The following is a 15,823-nucleotide window of genomic DNA, read 5'->3' as shown; positions in this document are numbered from 1 at the left end:
GCGTCGACTTCGTACGCGGGGAAGCGGCCGTCGCACCTGGCAGGAGTACGCTGAAACCGTCGGGACACGTCCCGTGCCGCTACCGGATCGGTCCATTTCCGAGGTCTCGTACGTCCCTGGCCCAGCGCTCCTCAGCTGGGCCACGTGATCGGTGAGCACCCGTTCCGCAACCCCCGGTGGGTCCTGCTCCCGCCGGACGAGAGCGGGAAGGAGAGACAGCATGATCCAGCCAGCCGACATCCGCGAGTGGCGCAACCGCGACGTCGTCGACCCCAAGGGTCACAAGATCGGCGCGCTCGAAGCGGTCTATGTCGACACCACCACCGACCAACCGGCCATGGTGACCGTCCGGACCGGTCTGCCCACCCACCGGTACCTGGTCTTCGTGCCCCTCGACGAAACCGTCCTCGGCCCGGACTACGTCAAGGTCTCCTACGCCAGGGCACGTGTGAAGAAGTCCCCTTCGATCGGTACGGACGACGTGCTGCCCGCCGAGCAGGAAGAAGCGATCTTCCAGTACTACGGCATGTCCTACCGGCCAGGGGCCGGCGGCGAACGCCAACTCGCGCGCCGCTGACCAGCCGCGCCCAGCCCTAGGGAGGCGTTCCCCTCATGGTGATCTTCCTGCTGATCGTCCTCGTGGCCATCGTGCTGGGGCTCATCGGCGCGACCGCGGAGGGCCTCGGCTATCTGCTGATCATCGGTATCGTGCTCCTCGTGGCCGACCTGGTCCTCGCCGCCGTGCGGTTGTCCCGGCGCTCCCACCGGCGCATCCTGCGCTGACAGATGACTGCGCCGGCGGACTCCGGTCCGGCCCGGCGCGCCCCGCGGGGACAAGCCGGCCCACGACCTCGCACACGGGCCGCTGGACCGGGCCGCTGTCAGGGATGCGGAAACGCGCGGCGACGACGAGGCCGCTGTTCCAGGAATGAAAGATCAGGACGCCGTTGTTGCGGCAACAGCACGCACGCACCCACGCGAGGTGGTAGTGAGCACCGTCCTTCGTCGAATGAGCATCCCCGCATGACCCTCCAGGCCACCGACTACACGGGGCAGACCGCGTGTGGGAACGACACGCACACCCCCCTGCGCGACTTCCTGCGCACCGAGACCGGAAGCGCCGCCGTCCTGGTGACGGCGGCGCTCGCCGCGCTCGTGTGGGCGAACCTGGCGCCGCACATGTACGAGTCGTTCTGGCACGCCCACCTGTCGGTCCGGCTCGGCTCCCACGGCATCTCGCTCGGCCTGCGCGAGTGGGTGAACAGCGGGCTGATGACGGTGTTCTTCCTCGTCGTCGGGCTGGAGGCGCGCCGCGAGTTCGACATGGGCGAGCTGCGCGACCGCAGGCGGCTGGCCCTGCCGCTCGCCGCGGGCCTCAGCGGCATGCTCGTACCCGTCGCGATCTACCTCGCCCTCAACGCCGGCCACGGCACGACGCAGGGCTGGGGCGCTGCGATGTCGACCGACACCGCCTTCGCGCTGGGCATGCTGGCCGTCGTCGGACGCCGCATGCCGGCCGGGCTCAGGGTCTTCCTCCTCACGATCACCGTCGTCGACGACTTCCTGGCCCTCGGCGTCATCGCCGTCGCCTACAGCGACCGCATCCACGTGCCGGCCCTCCTCCTCGCCATCGGCACCTTCGCCGTGATCCTGCTCGTGCGGCGCCTCGGGGTGCGGCGCGGTGTCGTGTACGCGGTGCTGGCGGTCGTCGCGTGGATCGGCCTGCTCGAATCAGGTGTGGATCCCGTGGTCATCGGCCTCGCCATGGGGCTGCTCACCTACGCCTATCCGGCCACGCGGAGCGACCTGGAGCGGGCCACCGGCCTGTTCCGTCTCTTCCGTGAGCAGCCCACTCCGGAACTGGAGCGGTCCGTGCGGATCGGGCTCGCCTCCGCCCTCTCCCCGAACGACCGCCTCCAGCGCCTGTACCACCCCTGGGCCAGTTATGTCGTCGTCCCGCTCTTCGCCCTGGCCAACGCCGGTATCGAGATCAACGGCGACCAACTGGCCCGCGCGTTCAGCTCGCCGGTCACCCTCGGCATCCTCGCCGGTTACGTCGTCGGCAAGCCACTGGGCGTCATCGGGGCCTCCGCTCTGGCCGCTCTGCTGTCCCGCGGTCGTGTCCGGCCGCCCATCGGCTGGGGCGCCGTCACGGCCGGCGGGACGCTGGCGGGCGTCGGCTTCACGGTCTCCCTGCTCATCGCGACCCTGGCCTTCGACGGCACCCGGCTCGAAGACGCCAAGATCGGCGTGCTGACGGCGGTGCTCGCCTCCTTCCTGCTCAGCAGGCTCGTCACCGCGGTGCTCGGAGCCCTGCCGCGCCCGCTCCAGCTGCGGGCGCTGCTGGGCGAGTCGGAGACGATCGTCGACCTGGCGGTACCCGTCGATCCCGACCGCGACCACGTGCGCGGACCGCGGCACGCCGCGGTGACCGTGGTCGAGTACGGCGACTACGAGTGCCCGTACTGCGGGCAGGCCGAGCCCGTCGTCCGTGCACTCCTCGGTGACTTCGAGGACGTGCGTTACGTGTGGCGGCACCTGCCGCTCACGGACGTGCACGTGCACGCCCAACTCGCGGCCGAGGCCGCGGAGGCCGCCGCGGCGCAGGGACGGTACTGGGAGATGCACGATCTCCTGCTCAGCCATCAGGGCGCCCTGCGGCCGAACCATCTGCGCGGGTACGCGGCCGACATCGGGCTGGACGTCCAGCGCTTCGAACGGGACCTCCGGGCGCACGGGGGCGCGGCCCGGGTCGCGGAGGACGTGGAGTCGGCGGACCTCAGCGGCGTGGCCGGCACGCCCACCTTCTTCGTCAACGGCCGCAGGCATCACGGCGCCTACGACATCACGAGCCTGTCCGCCGCGGTCCGTACGGCCCGCGAGCGAGCCACGGTGGCCGCCTGACACCCGGTTCACGGCCGCCGCACGCGTGGCCGAGGGCGTTCTGCCGCCGGCCCGGCGTGGCTGCGTACGGGCCCGCTTCGACCGACGGCGGGTGCCCGGAGACGATCGCCGGCCGGTGAGCGGTGCGGGGGACCGCGCACGAGGACGGAGGGTGACGTCGGCCCCGCGGGCGGGACCGCGGAGCCGTCGGGCGTCACTTGGTCGCGCCCTGCGCGAAGCCGTTGTAGAGGTAGCGCTGGAGGAAGAGGAACACGAGCAGGGTCGGGGCGATCACCAGGATGGTGCCGGCCGAGATGGCCTCCCAGTGCGCTCCGAACGGCCCTTTGAAGCGGAACAGCGCGGTGGAGATGGTGCCGAGGTGCTCCGAGGGCAGGTACAGGAACGGGATGTAGAAGTCGTTGTAGACGGTGATCCCCTTGATGATCACGACCGTGGCGACGGCCGGCTTCAGCAGCGGCAGGATGATCTTCCAGTAGATGGTGAAGGAGTTCGCCCCGTCCAGGCGCGCGGCCTCGTCGAGGGAGACCGGGATGCCCCGGATGAACTGCAGGAAGATGTAGATCGAGACGATGTCCGTCCCCATGTACAGCAGGATGGGCGCCCAGAGGCTGTTGAACAGGCCGAAGCTGTTGACCACCTGGAAGGTGGCGACCTGGGTGGTGACCCCGGGGACCAGGGTGGCGATCAGGAACAGCGCCATGATCGGCTTCTTCGCGCGGAACTCGAAGCGGTCGATGGCGTATGCCGTCATGGAACCGATGATGACCGTTCCGGTGATCGAGAAGAGCAGGATGAACGCGGTGTTCCCGAAGGCGGACAGCATCTTGCCGTCGGTGAAGGCCGTCGCGTAGTTGCCGAAGTTGAGCCAGTCGCCCGGAAGCGTCAGGGCACCGCCGTCGGCGACCTCCTCGGAGGTCTTGAGCGAGGTCAGGAAGACGACGACGAGCGGGATCAGGACCACCAGCGACGCGACGACCAGCGACAGGTAGGTCAGCACCGGGGCGAGCCGGCGGCGCCGTGCGGGCAGGGGCATGGTCATACGAGGTCCACTTTCTCGTCGGGCACCAGGCGCCGCTGGATCCAGGTGATCAGCAGGATGATCAGCAGCAGGACGACCGCGGCGGCCGACGCCAGGCCCGTCTTGTTGAACTGGAAGGCGAGTTTGACCGTCTGGATGACGAAGGTCGTGGTGCCGGTCGCGCCGCCGGTCATGATGTACGGGATCTCGAACACGGACAGCGCCTGCAACAGATGTTGCTGCCCGAAATGGGTTACTTTCATCCTTTATCCAGGGTCCCGGCTGACCCCGGCCAGATCCGCACACGGGTGATCACGCCCCCACTCGACCAGTCCCCACCCCGACACCCAGCTGCTCGCAAGGAGATCCCCCGATGGCTGCCAGCGATCTCGTCCTCATCACCGGCTTCGGTGGCGTGGGCCGTACCGTCCTCACCGACCTGCGCGCGCAGGACGTGCCGGTCCGTGTGATGGTCCGTCGCGACGACGAGCGCGCGGCCGACGTGCGCGCACTCGGCGCGGAGGTCGTCGTCGGCGACCTGACGCGGCCCGAGACCGTCGCGGCCGCGCTGGAGGGTGCAGGGCGGATGTACTTCGCGATGCCCGTGTCGCCGGACCACCTCCTGGCCGCGACGGTGGTGGCCACCGTGGCCCGCGAGTACGGGCAGCTGGACGGTCTGGTGGGTATGTCGCAGATGACGGTGTCGCAGATGACCGCCACCAGCACCGCCGAGTCCCGCCAGCAGCGGCTGCACTGGCTGGCGGAGCAGGTGCTGAACTGGTCGGGCCTGCCCGTGGTCCACATCCGGCCGACGTCGTTCCTGGACAATCCGCTGTTCACCACCCTGGCGGCGCAGTCGATCCGGGAGAACGGCACGATCGCCCTGCCGTTCGGCACCGGACGCACCTCGCCGGTCGCGGTGGACGACGTCGCCCGGGTGGTCGCCACCGTGCTCCGCGACCCGGCGCCGCATGTCGGGCACGTCTACGAACTGACCGGACCACGTTCGGTCGACATGACGGAGCTGGCCGAGGAGTTCTCACGGGCGCTGGGGCGTGAGGTGACCTATCAGGACGTGCCGCTGGACCGGTGGCGGACCGAGGTGCTCGCCAAGGCGGGCCTCCCGCCGCACACCGAGGAGCACATCGCCACCATGGCCCGACTGCACCGGGAGAACCGCTACGACCGCACGTCCGAAGACGTCGCACGCGTCACGGGTCTGCCCGCCCGGTCCATCGAGGCGTTCGTGGCCGCGCGCAGAGACTTCTACCTGGCCTGAGCGGCCCGGGCTCGGGTGGGACCTCCGGGGCCGTGCGCACGGCCCCGCCGGCCCGGGGACAGTCCCGCTCACAGCGTCCATCGGCTCCGTCATCCGGCCGGGGGAGCGCGCAGGGGCCGTACGGTCATGGCGAAGGCCTTGGGGGCGGGGCGCTCCGCGGCGGGATCGACGCACCGCCGCGGGTGTGGACCGGCTGCGGTGAGGTGAACGGGGCGTGGCGCTGTCAGCGCGTGTCGCGGGTGCTGCCCGGGTCGTTGGGGTGGGGCTCGAGCGCGGTGACGGCCAAGGTCATCCACGGGCGCAGCGGCAGGGTGCCCAGCACCTTCTCATGGAGTTCGTCCTCGTCCTCGGCCCGCCAGACGCCAATGCTGCGCAGCTCACCGACCGGGCGCCACAGCCGGGCGAGATTGCCGGTGGAGGCCAGTTCCCGGGCTCGGACGGCTTCGGCGGCTCGCCGCTGGTCGACCTCGTCCCGGCTGGTGCCCTCGGGCACGGACGTGGTGATCTCCACCAGGAACTCACGCATGGTCGTGCTCCGCTCTGTGAGGTGTCCGGCCAGGACCGGAAGCCGAGGCCGGGGATCGTGGCGTGCGCCGGGACCGGTGGGCGGACCGGGACGAGCGCCGAGGGCGCTGATCGCGGCCCGCTCCGTGCGGACGGCGGGCGGTCGCGCCATCGGGAGTACCGGAATCCGCCGAGGGGCGGTGCGGTCGTACGCCGTCGGCGGCCACGTCCTCATCGTGCTCTGCCACCGAGCCGTATGCCACGACCGGCTTCCTCACGTCTGGTAGGTGGGGCCTCCTACCGGACGTAGCATGGCGGGCGTGGAGCTGCGCCAACTTCGATACTTCGTGGCGGTCGCCGAGGAGCTGAACTTCGGCCGGGCAGCGGAGCGCCTCCTGATCGCCGGCCCGTCCTTGTCCCAGCAGATCAAGGCCCTCGAACGCGACCTCGGGGTGCGGTTGTTCGACCGCGACCGCCGCTCGGTCTCCCTCACCGCCGCCGGTTCCGCCCTGCTCCCGCACACGCGCGCCTTGCTGGAACAGGCCGACGACCTCCGGCACCGCGCCCGCCGACTCTCCGGTTCGGAGCCGGTACGCCTGGGCTATGTCAACTGGCTCCCGGCCGACCTGACCGCCCGCACCTCCGCGGTGGCCCAACTCCACATCGACGCCTGGGTGGCGCCCTCCCACGCCCAGGCCGCCCGGGTCGCCGACGGCAGCCTGGACCTCGCCGTGTGCTGGGTGCGGACCGAGGACCTGGAGGAGTACGGCCTGCACGCCCGGCTCATCGGTGCCGACCGGCTCTACGCCGTCGCCACGGGTGACGACACCGGTGAGGTGGCCGCCCGGGACACCGTCGTCCTCCTCGACGACGACACCACCTCGTGGTCGTCCTGGAACACCTACGCCGAACGGCTGGCCCGGGACACAGGGGCCCGCGCGATGCGCATCTCCGACAACGGCATCACCGGCCCGGCCTTCTTCGAGCACGTCCGCCGCAGCGGCCGGCCGGTCGTCAACTCCCCGAAGGGCCAGAGCACTCCGCTGCCACCCGACCTGGTCCGACGCCCGGTCGTAGCACCGGAGATCTACTGGACCTGGTCGCTGGTGTGGCGCCGGAGCGATGTCCGCACCGCTGTCCTCGCCGTCGTCGAGGCCCTCTGCGACGGTGTGGGAGACCTCGGCATCCACGGTGCCGACGCCTGGCTTCCGCTCGGTGACCCGTACCGGGGCTAGAGGTTCGCTGCGGGCGCCGTCCGACTGACGCGCGCCGCCCCGAGGCTGCGCGTCTGCCGCAGGAGGAAGCCGGTCCTGGCCCGCACCTCGGACAGCGTCGGCTGCCGTGTGTGCGATCTTCGCCTGCGCGCGGTAGGCGCCTGCCTTGATCTTGTGACCGCAGAGCTCCGTGCCGGGTACCACTGCCGGCGCATTCGTCACCCGTCAAGCCGGTTATGGCGGGCGGGGATCGCCGTGCAGGCCGAGAGGGTGCGCGGAGCGCACGGCCACAGTGGCCGGCGGTCAAGGGCGTCAGCGGAGTCCGCGGAGTGCCGGCAGGCGGCCCCGGCCGGCCGGACCCGGTGCAGCCGGGCCACCCTCGCCCCGCGCGCCGTACTCGCGCCGCTCCAATACTGGACGCATGGACCACGACAGCGAACTCGGACTCCTCGATCCGGCCGCCCGCGAGCCGTACGAGAACGGGTACGAGGTCGCCGGGATCGTCGTCGCCGATCTGCCCCGCAGACCCCGACCAGGCGCTCTGCCACGACACGGCGGAAACGGGCTCGTCCTCCGTCGAGGACCGTGCGCCGCCCGCGAGCCGGAGAGCCCCCGCCGTGCCGGCGCGAACCCCGGCCCGTACGGAAAAGACCCGATGAGCACGAGCACCCCCCGCCGTCGCCTGCACCTTCGCCGGGCGTGAGGGCATGGCCGCCGACGACGACCGATGAGGGGTAGACGTGGAGTGATGACCCCAGGAGTGAGGTGAGCACAGTGTGGACCGTGTGAGGCTTGCCCGGGATGCGGGGACCGGCTTCGGGCGCGGCGTTCTCCCCGGCACGCCCCCCTGGCCGCGGTAGTTCCCGTGCCGCATCGTGGACGGGGCTGCTGACCTGTGGGGAGACCGCTTCACCTGCTCTGCGCGCCGAGGCGGGTGCGCCGGTGAGGTCGGCGGGTGGAAGGAGCGAGTGCGATGAGCCGAGCGAAGCAGTGTCCGGAGCCGGAGCATCGGCCGGAGGGTGGGGAGTCCGGCCCGAGCGGCTTGATGGACCTGCTGGGTGTCGCCGCGGTGCTCTTGGAGGCCGACGGCCGGATCGACATGTGGAGTCCGCAGGCCGAGGAACTGTTCGGCTACGCCCGCGGTGAGGCGGTCGGGCAGTACGCGGCGCCGCTGCTCCTCCACCCCGAACACCAGGAGGCGGCGATCAGGCTGTTCGCCGAGGTGATGGAGACCGGCCGGGGCTGGGCGGGGGCGTTCCCCGTCCGGCACAGGGACGGCAGCACCCGGATGGTCGAGTTCCGCAACATGCGGCTCACCGACAACATCGGCGACCACTACGCCCTGGGGCTGGCCACCGACCGGTCCACGCTGCGGCAGGTGGAGCGTGACGTGGCGCTGTCCACCCGGCTGATCACCCAGGCCCCGATCGGGCTGTCCGTCCTGGACACCGACCTGCGGTACGTGGTCGTCAATCCGGCTCTGGCGTCGATGCACGGAGTCCCGGAGGCCGACCACGTCGGCCGGACCTTCCGCGAGGTCCTGTCGGGTCCGCGCTTCCTGGTCGCGGAGGCCGCGATGCGGAAGGTCCTGGAGACCGGTGTCCCGGTGGTGGACGAGCAGGTGGTGGGCCGTACTCTCGCCGACCCCGACCGCGATCACGCGTGGGCGGTGTCGTTCTACCGGCTGGAGGACCACCACGGGCAGCCGCTGGGCCTCGCCACCGTGGTGGTGGACGTCACCGACCGGTACGAGACGGCGAGAAAGGCCGACCGGGCTCAGCAGCGCCTGCGCCTGGTGGCCAACGGCTCGGCCCGCATCGGCACCACCCTGGAGGTGGAGCGGACCGCACAGGAACTGGCCGACGTCCTCGTGCCCGACCTGGCCGACCTGGCCGCCGTGGACCTCCTGGACTCCGTGCTGCAGACGGGCCGCACGGACGTGGGCGAGGGCCCGGCGATGTTCCGCGCGCTGGCGGTGAAGACCGCCTACCCCACCGACGCCGCTCAGGCGATCGTGCCGCCCGGCCGCCTCACCGTCTACCACGCCGACCATCCGGCGTCCCATTGCATCCGCACCCGCCGCCCCCAGCTGGTCACCCACCTGGACAGCAGTGACCTCGCCCGCATCGCCGCCGGCCCCGAGGCCGCCCGCCTGCTCGCCCGGGCCGGTGTCCACACCGACATGGCCGTCCCGCTCATCGCCCGCGGACAGGTCATCGGCGTCATGGGCCTGGCGCGGGCCCGCAACCCCCTGCCGTTCGACGAGGACGACCTCACCCTCGCCTGCGAACTGGCCGCGTCCGCCGCGCTGAGCATCGACAACGCCGTCCTGCACCAGCACATCCGCAGCGCCGCCGAAACCCTCCAGCGCAGCCTGCTTCCCCAGCTCTCGCCGTGTCACCCCGGTCTCGAGGTCGCCGCCCGCTACCGGCCGGCCCAGGCCTTCAGCGAGGTCGGCGGCGACTGGTACGACGTCATCCCGCTCGACGGTGACCGCACCGCCCTCACCGTCGGCGACGTCATGGGCAGCGGTATCCCCGCCGCGACCGCGATGGGCCGTCTGCGCACCGCCACCTCCACCCTGGCCGACCTCGACCTCGACCCGGCCCGGATCCTCACCCACCTCGACAAGATCATTCGCGGTCTCGAGCCGTACATCGCCACCTGTGTCTACGCCGTCTACGACCCGCACCACTGCCGCTTGCACGTGGCCTCCGCCGGCCATCTGCCCCCGGTCCTGGTGCGGGACGGCAGACCACCCGAACTCCTCGACCTGCCCACCGGCATTCCGCTGGGAGTCGGTGGTGTGCCCTTCGAGGCCACCACCCTCGACCTGCGACCCGGCGACCAGCTGGTCCTCTACACCGACGGACTGGTCGAAACCCGCAACGACCCCATCGACGAACGCCTGGACGACCTCCTGCGCCAGCTGTCACCGCCGTTCCGCTCCGCGGAGGAGACCTGCGACCGGCTCCTGCGGCGGCTGCGGCACCCCGCCGACCATGACGACGTCGCCTTGCTCATCGCCCGCGCACTGCCCCTGGCGACCGCCTGCGGTACCTGACCGCGACGCCGGGCGGCCCCGCATGACGTCCGCACCGGGCACGACGCCGCTCGGCGGCGGCCGCCTGGCGCGAGATCAAGATCACGCCGGCCGGCGCGGTCTTGGCGGGGTGCATGCCACGCGGTACGGTCTGTCCGATATCGACGACGGCGAGACGGAAGCCGGTGGGAATCCGGCACGGTCGCGCCACTGTGTGCGAGATGCCTCTCGAGGCGTCACGCGAGTCAGACCCGTGGCCGTCGTCCAGTGCACCACCGAGACGGGACGCGAACTCCCGGAGGAGGTTCTGCCATGGCGCAGACCGTCGCTCAGCCGACAGCCACCACGCCCGCCATCCCCGCCAAGCTGCCGCTGCAGGCGATAGCTCCCTGGGCGGTGTTCTTCGGCATCCTGATGCTGGTCCTGCTCTACTTCGTCGGCGCCGAGCAGGGCGCCACCTCCGTGTTCAGCGGCACGGACGTCCACGAGTGGGTGCACGACGCCCGTCACCTGCTCGGCTTCCCCTGCCACTGACGCGAGGGACGCCACTCGCCCATGAACTCCGCAACGGTCAGAAACCTCCTGGTGCGGGGCATGCTCGCCGGCCTCGCCGCCGGTGTGCTCGCCCTGATCGTCTCCTACCTCCTCGGCGAGCCGAACGTCGACAAGGCGATCGGCTTCGAGGACGCCCACTCCCACGAGCACGAGACGGAGGTCGTCTCCCGCTCCCTGCAGTCCACCGCCGGTCTCGCCACCGGAGTCCTCGTCTACGGGGTCGCCTTCGGCGGCATCGCCGCGCTGGCCTTCTGCTTCGCGCTGGGCCGCGTGGGCCGCTTCGGCCCGCGGGCGACCGCGTTGCTGCTGTCCGGCTGCGCGCTGCTCGCCGTGTACGTGGTCCCCTTCCTGAAGTACCCGGCCAACCCGCCGTCGGTCGGCGACCCCGACACCATCGGCGAGCGGACCACCCTGTACTTCCTGATGATGCTGCTCAGCGTCCTCCTCGCGGTCGCCGCGACCCTCCTGGGCAAGCGGCTGGCGCCCGCTCTGGGCACCTGGTGGGCGACCGTGGTCGCGGTCGCCGCGTTCGCCCTCGCGATCGGGGTGGCCTACGCGTTCCTGCCCGTCGTCAACGAGGTGCCGCAGGACTTCCCGGCCACCCTGCTGTGGCGGTTCCGCCTCTCCGCACTGGCCGTCCAGGGCGTCCTGTGGGCCGGATTCGGCCTGCTCTTCGGCGAGTTGGCCGAGCGGCAGCTGAACCCCGAGCCCACGACGGCACCGACCGGGCGCACGGTTCCCGCCTCGAACTGAGCGGTCCTGGGACACGAGCGGGCCCCTCGGAACCATCCGAGGGGCCTCTCGCGCTCTCCGGGCACCGCCGCGGTCGGACCCGGACAGGGCACAGGGCACCGACCGATCAGCCGGGCACCGCCGAGCCGAGCAGCGGCAGAACCGAGTGGCCAGACCTGCCCGACCACGCCGGATCACCTCGGGGGCGTGCGGCGGTCGCCCTCACTGCCGTCACGGGACGCGGCATCCCGAGCCACGGCGCCCGCACGGTCTCAGCGCGCCGCGGAGGTGCCCGGCACGGCCAGGGGCTGCCCGAGCCGCAGATTCCAGCGTCCGCCCCGTCCGCTGAGTTCCGTGGCCGTCAACGGCGGCACGTCCAGCCGCCAGAAGGCAGCCGCGGGCAGGCCCAGGACATGCACGACCGCGGCCCGTACGACCTCCGGCTCCACCACGGCGAGCGTACGGCCGTCCGTGCCCTGCGCGATGTCCAGCCAGCGCCCTACCCGCCCGCACACGTCCTGCACCGACTCCCCGCCGTGTGCCGACCAGCCGGCGTCGGCGAGCCAACGGCCCACCGCCTCCGGCTCGGTGGCCCCCACCTCCTCAAGGGTGCGGCCCCGCCAACGGCCCACATCCAGACCCTTCAGTTCCGGCGTCTCCCCGCCGTCCAGGCCGAGCGCCGCCGCCGTCTCCCGGCACCGCACGCTCGGGGACATGGTGACCCCGGCGTACGCGGGCAGCGTCCCGGCCGCCGAGCGGGCGCGGGCCGCACCGGCGTCGTCGATCGAGTCGCCGTCGTAGAAGCGGGCCTGCCGCAGCGACGGGCTCGTCGCGGGCGAGACGAAGGTGACGCGGCTGGTCACGTGTCTGCTCCTCCTGCGGCTGCTACGGGGTGCGGGTCGCGGATTCCCGTTCTCACGGGGAACGGCACGTACGGCGAGCACCTCCTCGTCGTCCCCGCCGCGTGGCGAACCTAGCATCGGCCCTGCGGAGGCCGGTGGCGACGTCCCCACACCCCCACCCCCCACTCCCTCCCACCCCATAGGATCCTTTTCGTCCGGTATTCCTGGGTACACGGTGTCGGTATGGGTGGCATGGGGCCGCTGGAGGTGGCGACGTGGCGGTTGCCTCCGCGGCCGGAGAGTGTCGCGTCGGCCCGGCGGTTCGTGCGGTCGGCGCTGCGCGGTGCCGCGCCGGATGCCGTGGAGACCGCCGAGCTGCTGACCGGGGAGCTGGTGACCAACGCGGTGCTGCACGCGCGCACCGAGGTGGAGGTCCAGGCGGAGGCCACCGAGGACCGGGTGCACGTCCGGGTCAGTGATCAGCGGCCGGACCGCGCACCGACCCCGCACGCATGCCGTCCGTACGCCTTCACCGGACGGGGCCTGGCACTGGTGGCGGACCTGGCCTCCGGCCACGGCGTCCACATCGGCGACGGCCGTAAGACCGTGTGGTTCGAACTGGGGTCCGAAGCCTCCGTGCCGCCGTCGCCCGCGTGGGAGGCCGTTGCGCCGTCCGGCCGTACGGTGACCGTCACCCTTGTCGACCTGCCCCACGCGCTGTACGCGGCAGCGCAACAGCACCGGGAGGCGCTTCTGCGCGAGCTGACTCTCGTCTCCTTCGGCGGGACTCTGGGCGACCTGCGGCGGCAGGATCTCGTCACCGCGCACGACATGAGCAACCTGATCAGCGCGTGCATGACGGCCGCGATCGCGGAAGAGGTCCGCGACAGCTCCACGCTCTCTCTGCGGGTGGCGTTCCCGGCGGACGCCACCCCGGCCGTGGTCGGCCTGCGCATGGTCCTCGACACGGCCGATTCGGCGGCCCAGGAGGGAAGCCTGCTCACCCTTCCGGCGCTCCCGCAGGTCAGGGCCTTCCGCGGCTGGATGTTCGATCAGATCGTCGGCCAGCTCTCCGGCGGCCACCCCACCGCCTGGACGCTGGTCCCGAGCGCACCGAGTGCCGCCTCCACCGAGCTGGCGCCGTGGGACGCCGCGGACATCGAGGCCAGTACCGTCCCGACGATCGCCGCCGACGACGGCAACCGGATCATCGCGGTGAACACCGCCGCGGCGCACCTGCTGGGCTGGCGGGCGGACGACCTCGTCGGACGCCGGCTGACCGCGCTGATCCCCGGACACCTGCGGGAACGGCACGTCGCGGCCTTCGGGTCCTTGCTGCTCACCGGACAGCCCCGGATTCTCGGCCGTTCCCTCCCGCTGCCCGCTCTGCACCGTGACGGCCGGCTGATTCCCGTCCGCCTGCGGATCCAGACCCAGGAGTCCGTCGACGGCCGTACCGTCTTCGTCGCCCAGCTGGGTGCGGCGACGGCTCCGGCCCTGTCGCCGCGCGGCGCCGACGCCGGTCATCACGGGGCACGACCGCAGCCCCATCCCGTGCGACTGCCGACCGCCGGGCAACGGGCGCGGCACACCGGCGGCGCGGCCCATGGCGGCGCTGCCCTGCAACGGCTGTCGCTGCTGGCCGACGCCACCAGCGCACTGACCAGCACCCTGGATCTGAAGGAGGGGCTGCACCGGGTGTGCCAGGTGCTGACGCGGCAGCTCGCCGACTGGTGCGTGGTGGATCTGCTGGGCGAGCAGGGCCGGGTGGAGCGGGTCTGCGTCGTCCACCGCAGGCCCGAAGCGCTGATACCCGGTGTGTACCTGGGCACGCTGCCGCCGATGTCCGAGGAGACCCGAGGACCGCTGCCCCGGGTGCTGCGCGGCGCGGGCCCGCTGCGGCTCGCGGACGTCTCCTCATCGGTGGGGCCCGGGAGCCCGCTGGACGACAGCCAGCAGCAGCTGTTCGAGCAGTTGAGAGCCGGTAGCGCGATCATCGCCCCGCTGCGGGCCCGCCGGGAGGTCCTCGGCGCCCTGACCATGATCCGTGTCCGCGACGAGCCACCGTTCACCGACGAGGATCTGCCGCTCGTCTCCGACCTGGTCCGCGGCATCGCGCTCGGCGTGGACAACGCCCGCCTGCACCAGCACACCCGGCGCACCGCCGAACGCATGCAGCGCGCGCTGCTGCCGCACCTTCCGGACATCGACCGCCTGGAACTGGTCGCCCGCTATGCCCCGTCCAGCACCGACGCCCAGGTCGGCGGGGACTGGTTCGACGCCTTCACCCTGCCCACCGGCGACACCGCCCTCGTCATCGGCGACGTGACCGGACACGATCTGCAGTCGGCCGTCGCCATGAGCCAGCTCCGGAACCTGCTGCGCGGCATAGCCGTGGATCGCCAGGAACCTCCCGCGGAGGTCGTGCACCGCTTCGACCTCGCCTGTCAGACCCTCTATCCGCACGCCACCGCGACGTGCGTGTACGCCGTGATCAAGGGCCCGCGGGGCGGGCCGTGGCAGCTCCGCCACTGCTCGGCCGGGCACCCGCCCCCGCTGCTGACCACGCAGGAGGGCGACACCCGCTTCCTCGACGCGGGGGCCGGCCCGTTGATCGGCGTGGATCCCGGACTGTCCCGGGTCACGGGCTGTGACCCGTTGCCGCCCTACTCCACCCTGCTGATGTTCACCGACGGTCTCATCGAGCGCCGCGGGGAATCCCTGGACGAAGCCATGGCCCGGTTGCGGCAGCACACCGCGGCCCTGGCCCGCGCCCCGCTCGACGTCTTCTGCGACGAGCTGGTCATCGGACTCGGCACCGACACCACGGACGACATCGCGCTGCTGGCCCTCCGCCCGCTGCCACCGGCCTGACCACACCGGACGGGTCGCCGGGTCCCTGACACCTATCAAGGGGACAAACCGTTTGACGGGGTCCCGCTGTCTCCCAGTAGGTTCCCGTGGGGAACGCGGTCGGGGAGAAGGGAAGCCTGTGCTGTCTCAGTGGACTTCGGCCGACCTCGGCCACGCGCGCATCCCCGGAACTCCCGCCGGCGGCACCGTCGTCCTGCTCAACGGCACGTCCAGTTCCGGCAAGTCCAGCATCGCCCGGGCCCTGCTCGAGGTGCTCGACGGAATCTGGTTCCACATGCCGGTCGACGCCTTCCACGCCATGCGCTGCCGTCACCCCATCGCCGACGAGGATCTGCAGGACGAGATCGACCGCACGGTCAAGGGCTTCCACCGCGCCGTCGCCGGGATGGCCGCAGCGGGCAACAACCTCGTCGTGGACCATCCGTTGAGCCGCCGCTGGCGCCTGCTGGACCTTCTCGATCTGCTGGTGCCCGAGGACACGGTCCTGATCGGCGTCCGCTGTCCGCTGCCCGAGCTGGAGCGGCGTGAACGCGAGCGCGGAGACCGGCAGCCTGGGCTGGCCGCGCTCCAGTACGACCAGGTCCACGCCCACGGAGCGCACGACCTGGACATCGACACCAGCCTGTTGTCTCCGCAGGAATGCGCCCTGCGCATCCGGGACTTCCTGGCCCGGCGGACACGCCCCACCGCCTTCGAGCAGCTCCGGAGTACCCTGCGCGCCACGGACGGCACCACTGTGCGGAAAGGACGCGCATGACAGCGCGTCCTGCGGACGGAAGCGCCGGCGACGCGGACTACGGGCGGATCGGCGGCGGGTACGCCGCGCACCGCGGCCTATCGCCGACGACTCGTTCGACG

The 15,823-nt window shown here is 71.8% G+C and carries 14 protein-coding genes, 1 pseudogene and 1 riboswitch; of the genes and pseudogenes, 11 read left to right on the top strand and 4 right to left on the bottom strand.

Annotated features, from left to right (window positions below; all coding sequences use genetic code 11):
• The first annotated feature begins 220 nt into the window (after positions 1-220).
• From ACGFRF_RS01925 to nhaA, 3 genes are all read left to right on the top strand, one after another.
• Complete coding sequence (locus ACGFRF_RS01925) at positions 221-577, top strand: PRC-barrel domain-containing protein (protein WP_393736195.1); 357 nt, start codon at positions 221-223, stop codon at positions 575-577.
• Positions 578-612: 35 nt separating this feature from the next.
• On the top strand, positions 613-783 hold the full coding sequence (locus tag ACGFRF_RS01920) for a hypothetical protein (RefSeq protein ID WP_393736193.1): 171 nt from the start codon (positions 613-615) through the stop codon (positions 781-783).
• A 240-nt stretch (positions 784-1,023) separates the two neighbouring features.
• On the top strand, positions 1,024-2,904 hold the full coding sequence (gene nhaA / locus ACGFRF_RS01915; RefSeq protein WP_393736191.1) for a Na+/H+ antiporter NhaA: 1,881 nt from the start codon (positions 1,024-1,026) through the stop codon (positions 2,902-2,904).
• A 193-nt stretch (positions 2,905-3,097) separates the two neighbouring features.
• On the opposite strand, the gene ACGFRF_RS01910 is transcribed toward nhaA, so the two are convergent.
• Together ACGFRF_RS01910 and ACGFRF_RS01905 are read right to left on the bottom strand one after the other, a co-directional pair.
• The gene (locus ACGFRF_RS01910; protein WP_393736189.1) at positions 3,098-3,943 is read right to left on the bottom strand and encodes a carbohydrate ABC transporter permease; all 846 of its coding nucleotides are present in this window, start codon (positions 3,941-3,943) and stop codon (positions 3,098-3,100) included.
• A pseudogene (locus ACGFRF_RS01905) lies at positions 3,940-4,146 on the bottom strand (sugar ABC transporter permease); the annotation flags it as partial. The gene ACGFRF_RS01910 and the pseudogene ACGFRF_RS01905, both read right to left, overlap by 4 nt.
• 149 nt (positions 4,147-4,295) lie before the next feature.
• Here ACGFRF_RS01905 and ACGFRF_RS01900 point away from each other — a divergent pair.
• Positions 4,296-5,201, top strand: coding sequence for an NAD(P)H-binding protein (locus ACGFRF_RS01900; RefSeq protein WP_393736187.1), 906 nt, complete (start codon positions 4,296-4,298; stop codon positions 5,199-5,201).
• Between the two features lie 223 nt (positions 5,202-5,424).
• Here ACGFRF_RS01900 and ACGFRF_RS01895 read toward each other — a convergent pair whose 3' ends face one another.
• Positions 5,425-5,727, bottom strand: coding sequence for a muconolactone Delta-isomerase family protein (locus ACGFRF_RS01895; protein ID WP_393736185.1), 303 nt, complete (start codon positions 5,725-5,727; stop codon positions 5,425-5,427).
• 289 nt (positions 5,728-6,016) lie between these two features.
• On the opposite strand from ACGFRF_RS01895, the gene ACGFRF_RS01890 reads away from it, so the two are divergent.
• The 5 genes from ACGFRF_RS01890 to ACGFRF_RS01870 all read left to right on the top strand — a co-directional run bounded on the left by ACGFRF_RS01890 (position 6,017) and on the right by ACGFRF_RS01870 (position 11,270).
• The gene (locus ACGFRF_RS01890; RefSeq protein ID WP_393736184.1) at positions 6,017-6,940 is read left to right on the top strand and encodes a LysR family transcriptional regulator; all 924 of its coding nucleotides are present in this window, start codon (positions 6,017-6,019) and stop codon (positions 6,938-6,940) included.
• A 400-nt stretch (positions 6,941-7,340) separates the two neighbouring features.
• Positions 7,341-7,622 carry a hypothetical protein gene (locus ACGFRF_RS01885; RefSeq protein ID WP_393736182.1) on the top strand — a complete coding sequence of 94 codons (282 nt, stop codon included), beginning with the start codon at positions 7,341-7,343 and terminating at the stop codon, positions 7,620-7,622.
• Positions 7,623-7,892: 270 nt separating this feature from the next.
• Positions 7,893-9,983, top strand: a complete 2,091-nt coding sequence (locus tag ACGFRF_RS01880) for a SpoIIE family protein phosphatase (protein ID WP_393736180.1) — start codon at positions 7,893-7,895, stop codon at positions 9,981-9,983.
• A gap of 110 nt (positions 9,984-10,093) precedes the next feature.
• A riboswitch (cobalamin riboswitch) is annotated at positions 10,094-10,238 on the top strand.
• Between the two features lie 36 nt (positions 10,239-10,274).
• Complete coding sequence (locus ACGFRF_RS01875) at positions 10,275-10,496, top strand: CbtB-domain containing protein (RefSeq protein ID WP_393736178.1); 222 nt, start codon at positions 10,275-10,277, stop codon at positions 10,494-10,496.
• 21 nt (positions 10,497-10,517) lie between these two features.
• A complete protein-coding gene (locus ACGFRF_RS01870) occupies positions 10,518-11,270 on the top strand; it encodes a CbtA family protein (protein WP_393736176.1) in 753 nt (250 codons plus the stop codon).
• Positions 11,271-11,521: 251 nt separating this feature from the next.
• Here ACGFRF_RS01870 and ACGFRF_RS01865 read toward each other — a convergent pair whose 3' ends face one another.
• On the bottom strand, positions 11,522-12,112 hold the full coding sequence (locus ACGFRF_RS01865; RefSeq protein WP_393736174.1) for a histidine phosphatase family protein: 591 nt from the start codon (positions 12,110-12,112) through the stop codon (positions 11,522-11,524).
• A 222-nt stretch (positions 12,113-12,334) separates the two neighbouring features.
• Here ACGFRF_RS01865 and ACGFRF_RS01860 point away from each other — a divergent pair, with 222 nt between their 5' ends.
• Together ACGFRF_RS01860 and ACGFRF_RS01855 are read left to right on the top strand one after the other, a co-directional pair.
• Entirely contained in the window at positions 12,335-14,965 is a 2,631-nt protein-coding gene (locus ACGFRF_RS01860) for a SpoIIE family protein phosphatase (RefSeq protein ID WP_393736172.1), read from the top strand.
• Between the two features lie 121 nt (positions 14,966-15,086).
• The gene (locus ACGFRF_RS01855; protein ID WP_393737090.1) at positions 15,087-15,722 is read left to right on the top strand and encodes an AAA family ATPase; all 636 of its coding nucleotides are present in this window, start codon (positions 15,087-15,089) and stop codon (positions 15,720-15,722) included.
• The last annotated feature ends 101 nt before the right edge of the window (positions 15,723-15,823 follow it).

This window comes from Streptomyces sp. NPDC048521, assembly GCF_043199855.1.
Classification (GTDB): Bacteria; Actinomycetota; Actinomycetes; order Streptomycetales; family Streptomycetaceae; genus Streptomyces.
Note: the sequence above shows the minus strand (reverse complement) of the source record. Positions and strands in the feature narration are given on the sequence as shown.

Bases quoted from the DNA above. Each gene is read 5' to 3' on its own strand.
- ACGFRF_RS01925 (WP_393736195.1), top strand. From the start codon at position 221: ATGATCCAGCCAGCCGACATCCGCGAGTGGCGCAACCGCGACGTCGTC.
- ACGFRF_RS01920 (WP_393736193.1), top strand. From the start codon at position 613: ATGGTGATCTTCCTGCTGATCGTCCTCGTGGCCATCGTGCTGGGGCTC.
- nhaA (WP_393736191.1), top strand. From the start codon at position 1,024: ATGACCCTCCAGGCCACCGACTACACGGGGCAGACCGCGTGTGGGAAC.
- ACGFRF_RS01910 (WP_393736189.1), bottom strand. From the start codon at position 3,943: ATGACCATGCCCCTGCCCGCACGGCGCCGCCGGCTCGCCCCGGTGCTG.
- ACGFRF_RS01900 (WP_393736187.1), top strand. From the start codon at position 4,296: ATGGCTGCCAGCGATCTCGTCCTCATCACCGGCTTCGGTGGCGTGGGC.
- ACGFRF_RS01895 (WP_393736185.1), bottom strand. From the start codon at position 5,727: ATGCGTGAGTTCCTGGTGGAGATCACCACGTCCGTGCCCGAGGGCACC.
- ACGFRF_RS01890 (WP_393736184.1), top strand. From the start codon at position 6,017: ATGGCGGGCGTGGAGCTGCGCCAACTTCGATACTTCGTGGCGGTCGCC.
- ACGFRF_RS01885 (WP_393736182.1), top strand. From the start codon at position 7,341: ATGGACCACGACAGCGAACTCGGACTCCTCGATCCGGCCGCCCGCGAG.
- ACGFRF_RS01880 (WP_393736180.1), top strand. From the start codon at position 7,893: ATGAGCCGAGCGAAGCAGTGTCCGGAGCCGGAGCATCGGCCGGAGGGT.
- ACGFRF_RS01875 (WP_393736178.1), top strand. From the start codon at position 10,275: ATGGCGCAGACCGTCGCTCAGCCGACAGCCACCACGCCCGCCATCCCC.
- ACGFRF_RS01870 (WP_393736176.1), top strand. From the start codon at position 10,518: ATGAACTCCGCAACGGTCAGAAACCTCCTGGTGCGGGGCATGCTCGCC.
- ACGFRF_RS01860 (WP_393736172.1), top strand. From the start codon at position 12,335: ATGGGTGGCATGGGGCCGCTGGAGGTGGCGACGTGGCGGTTGCCTCCG.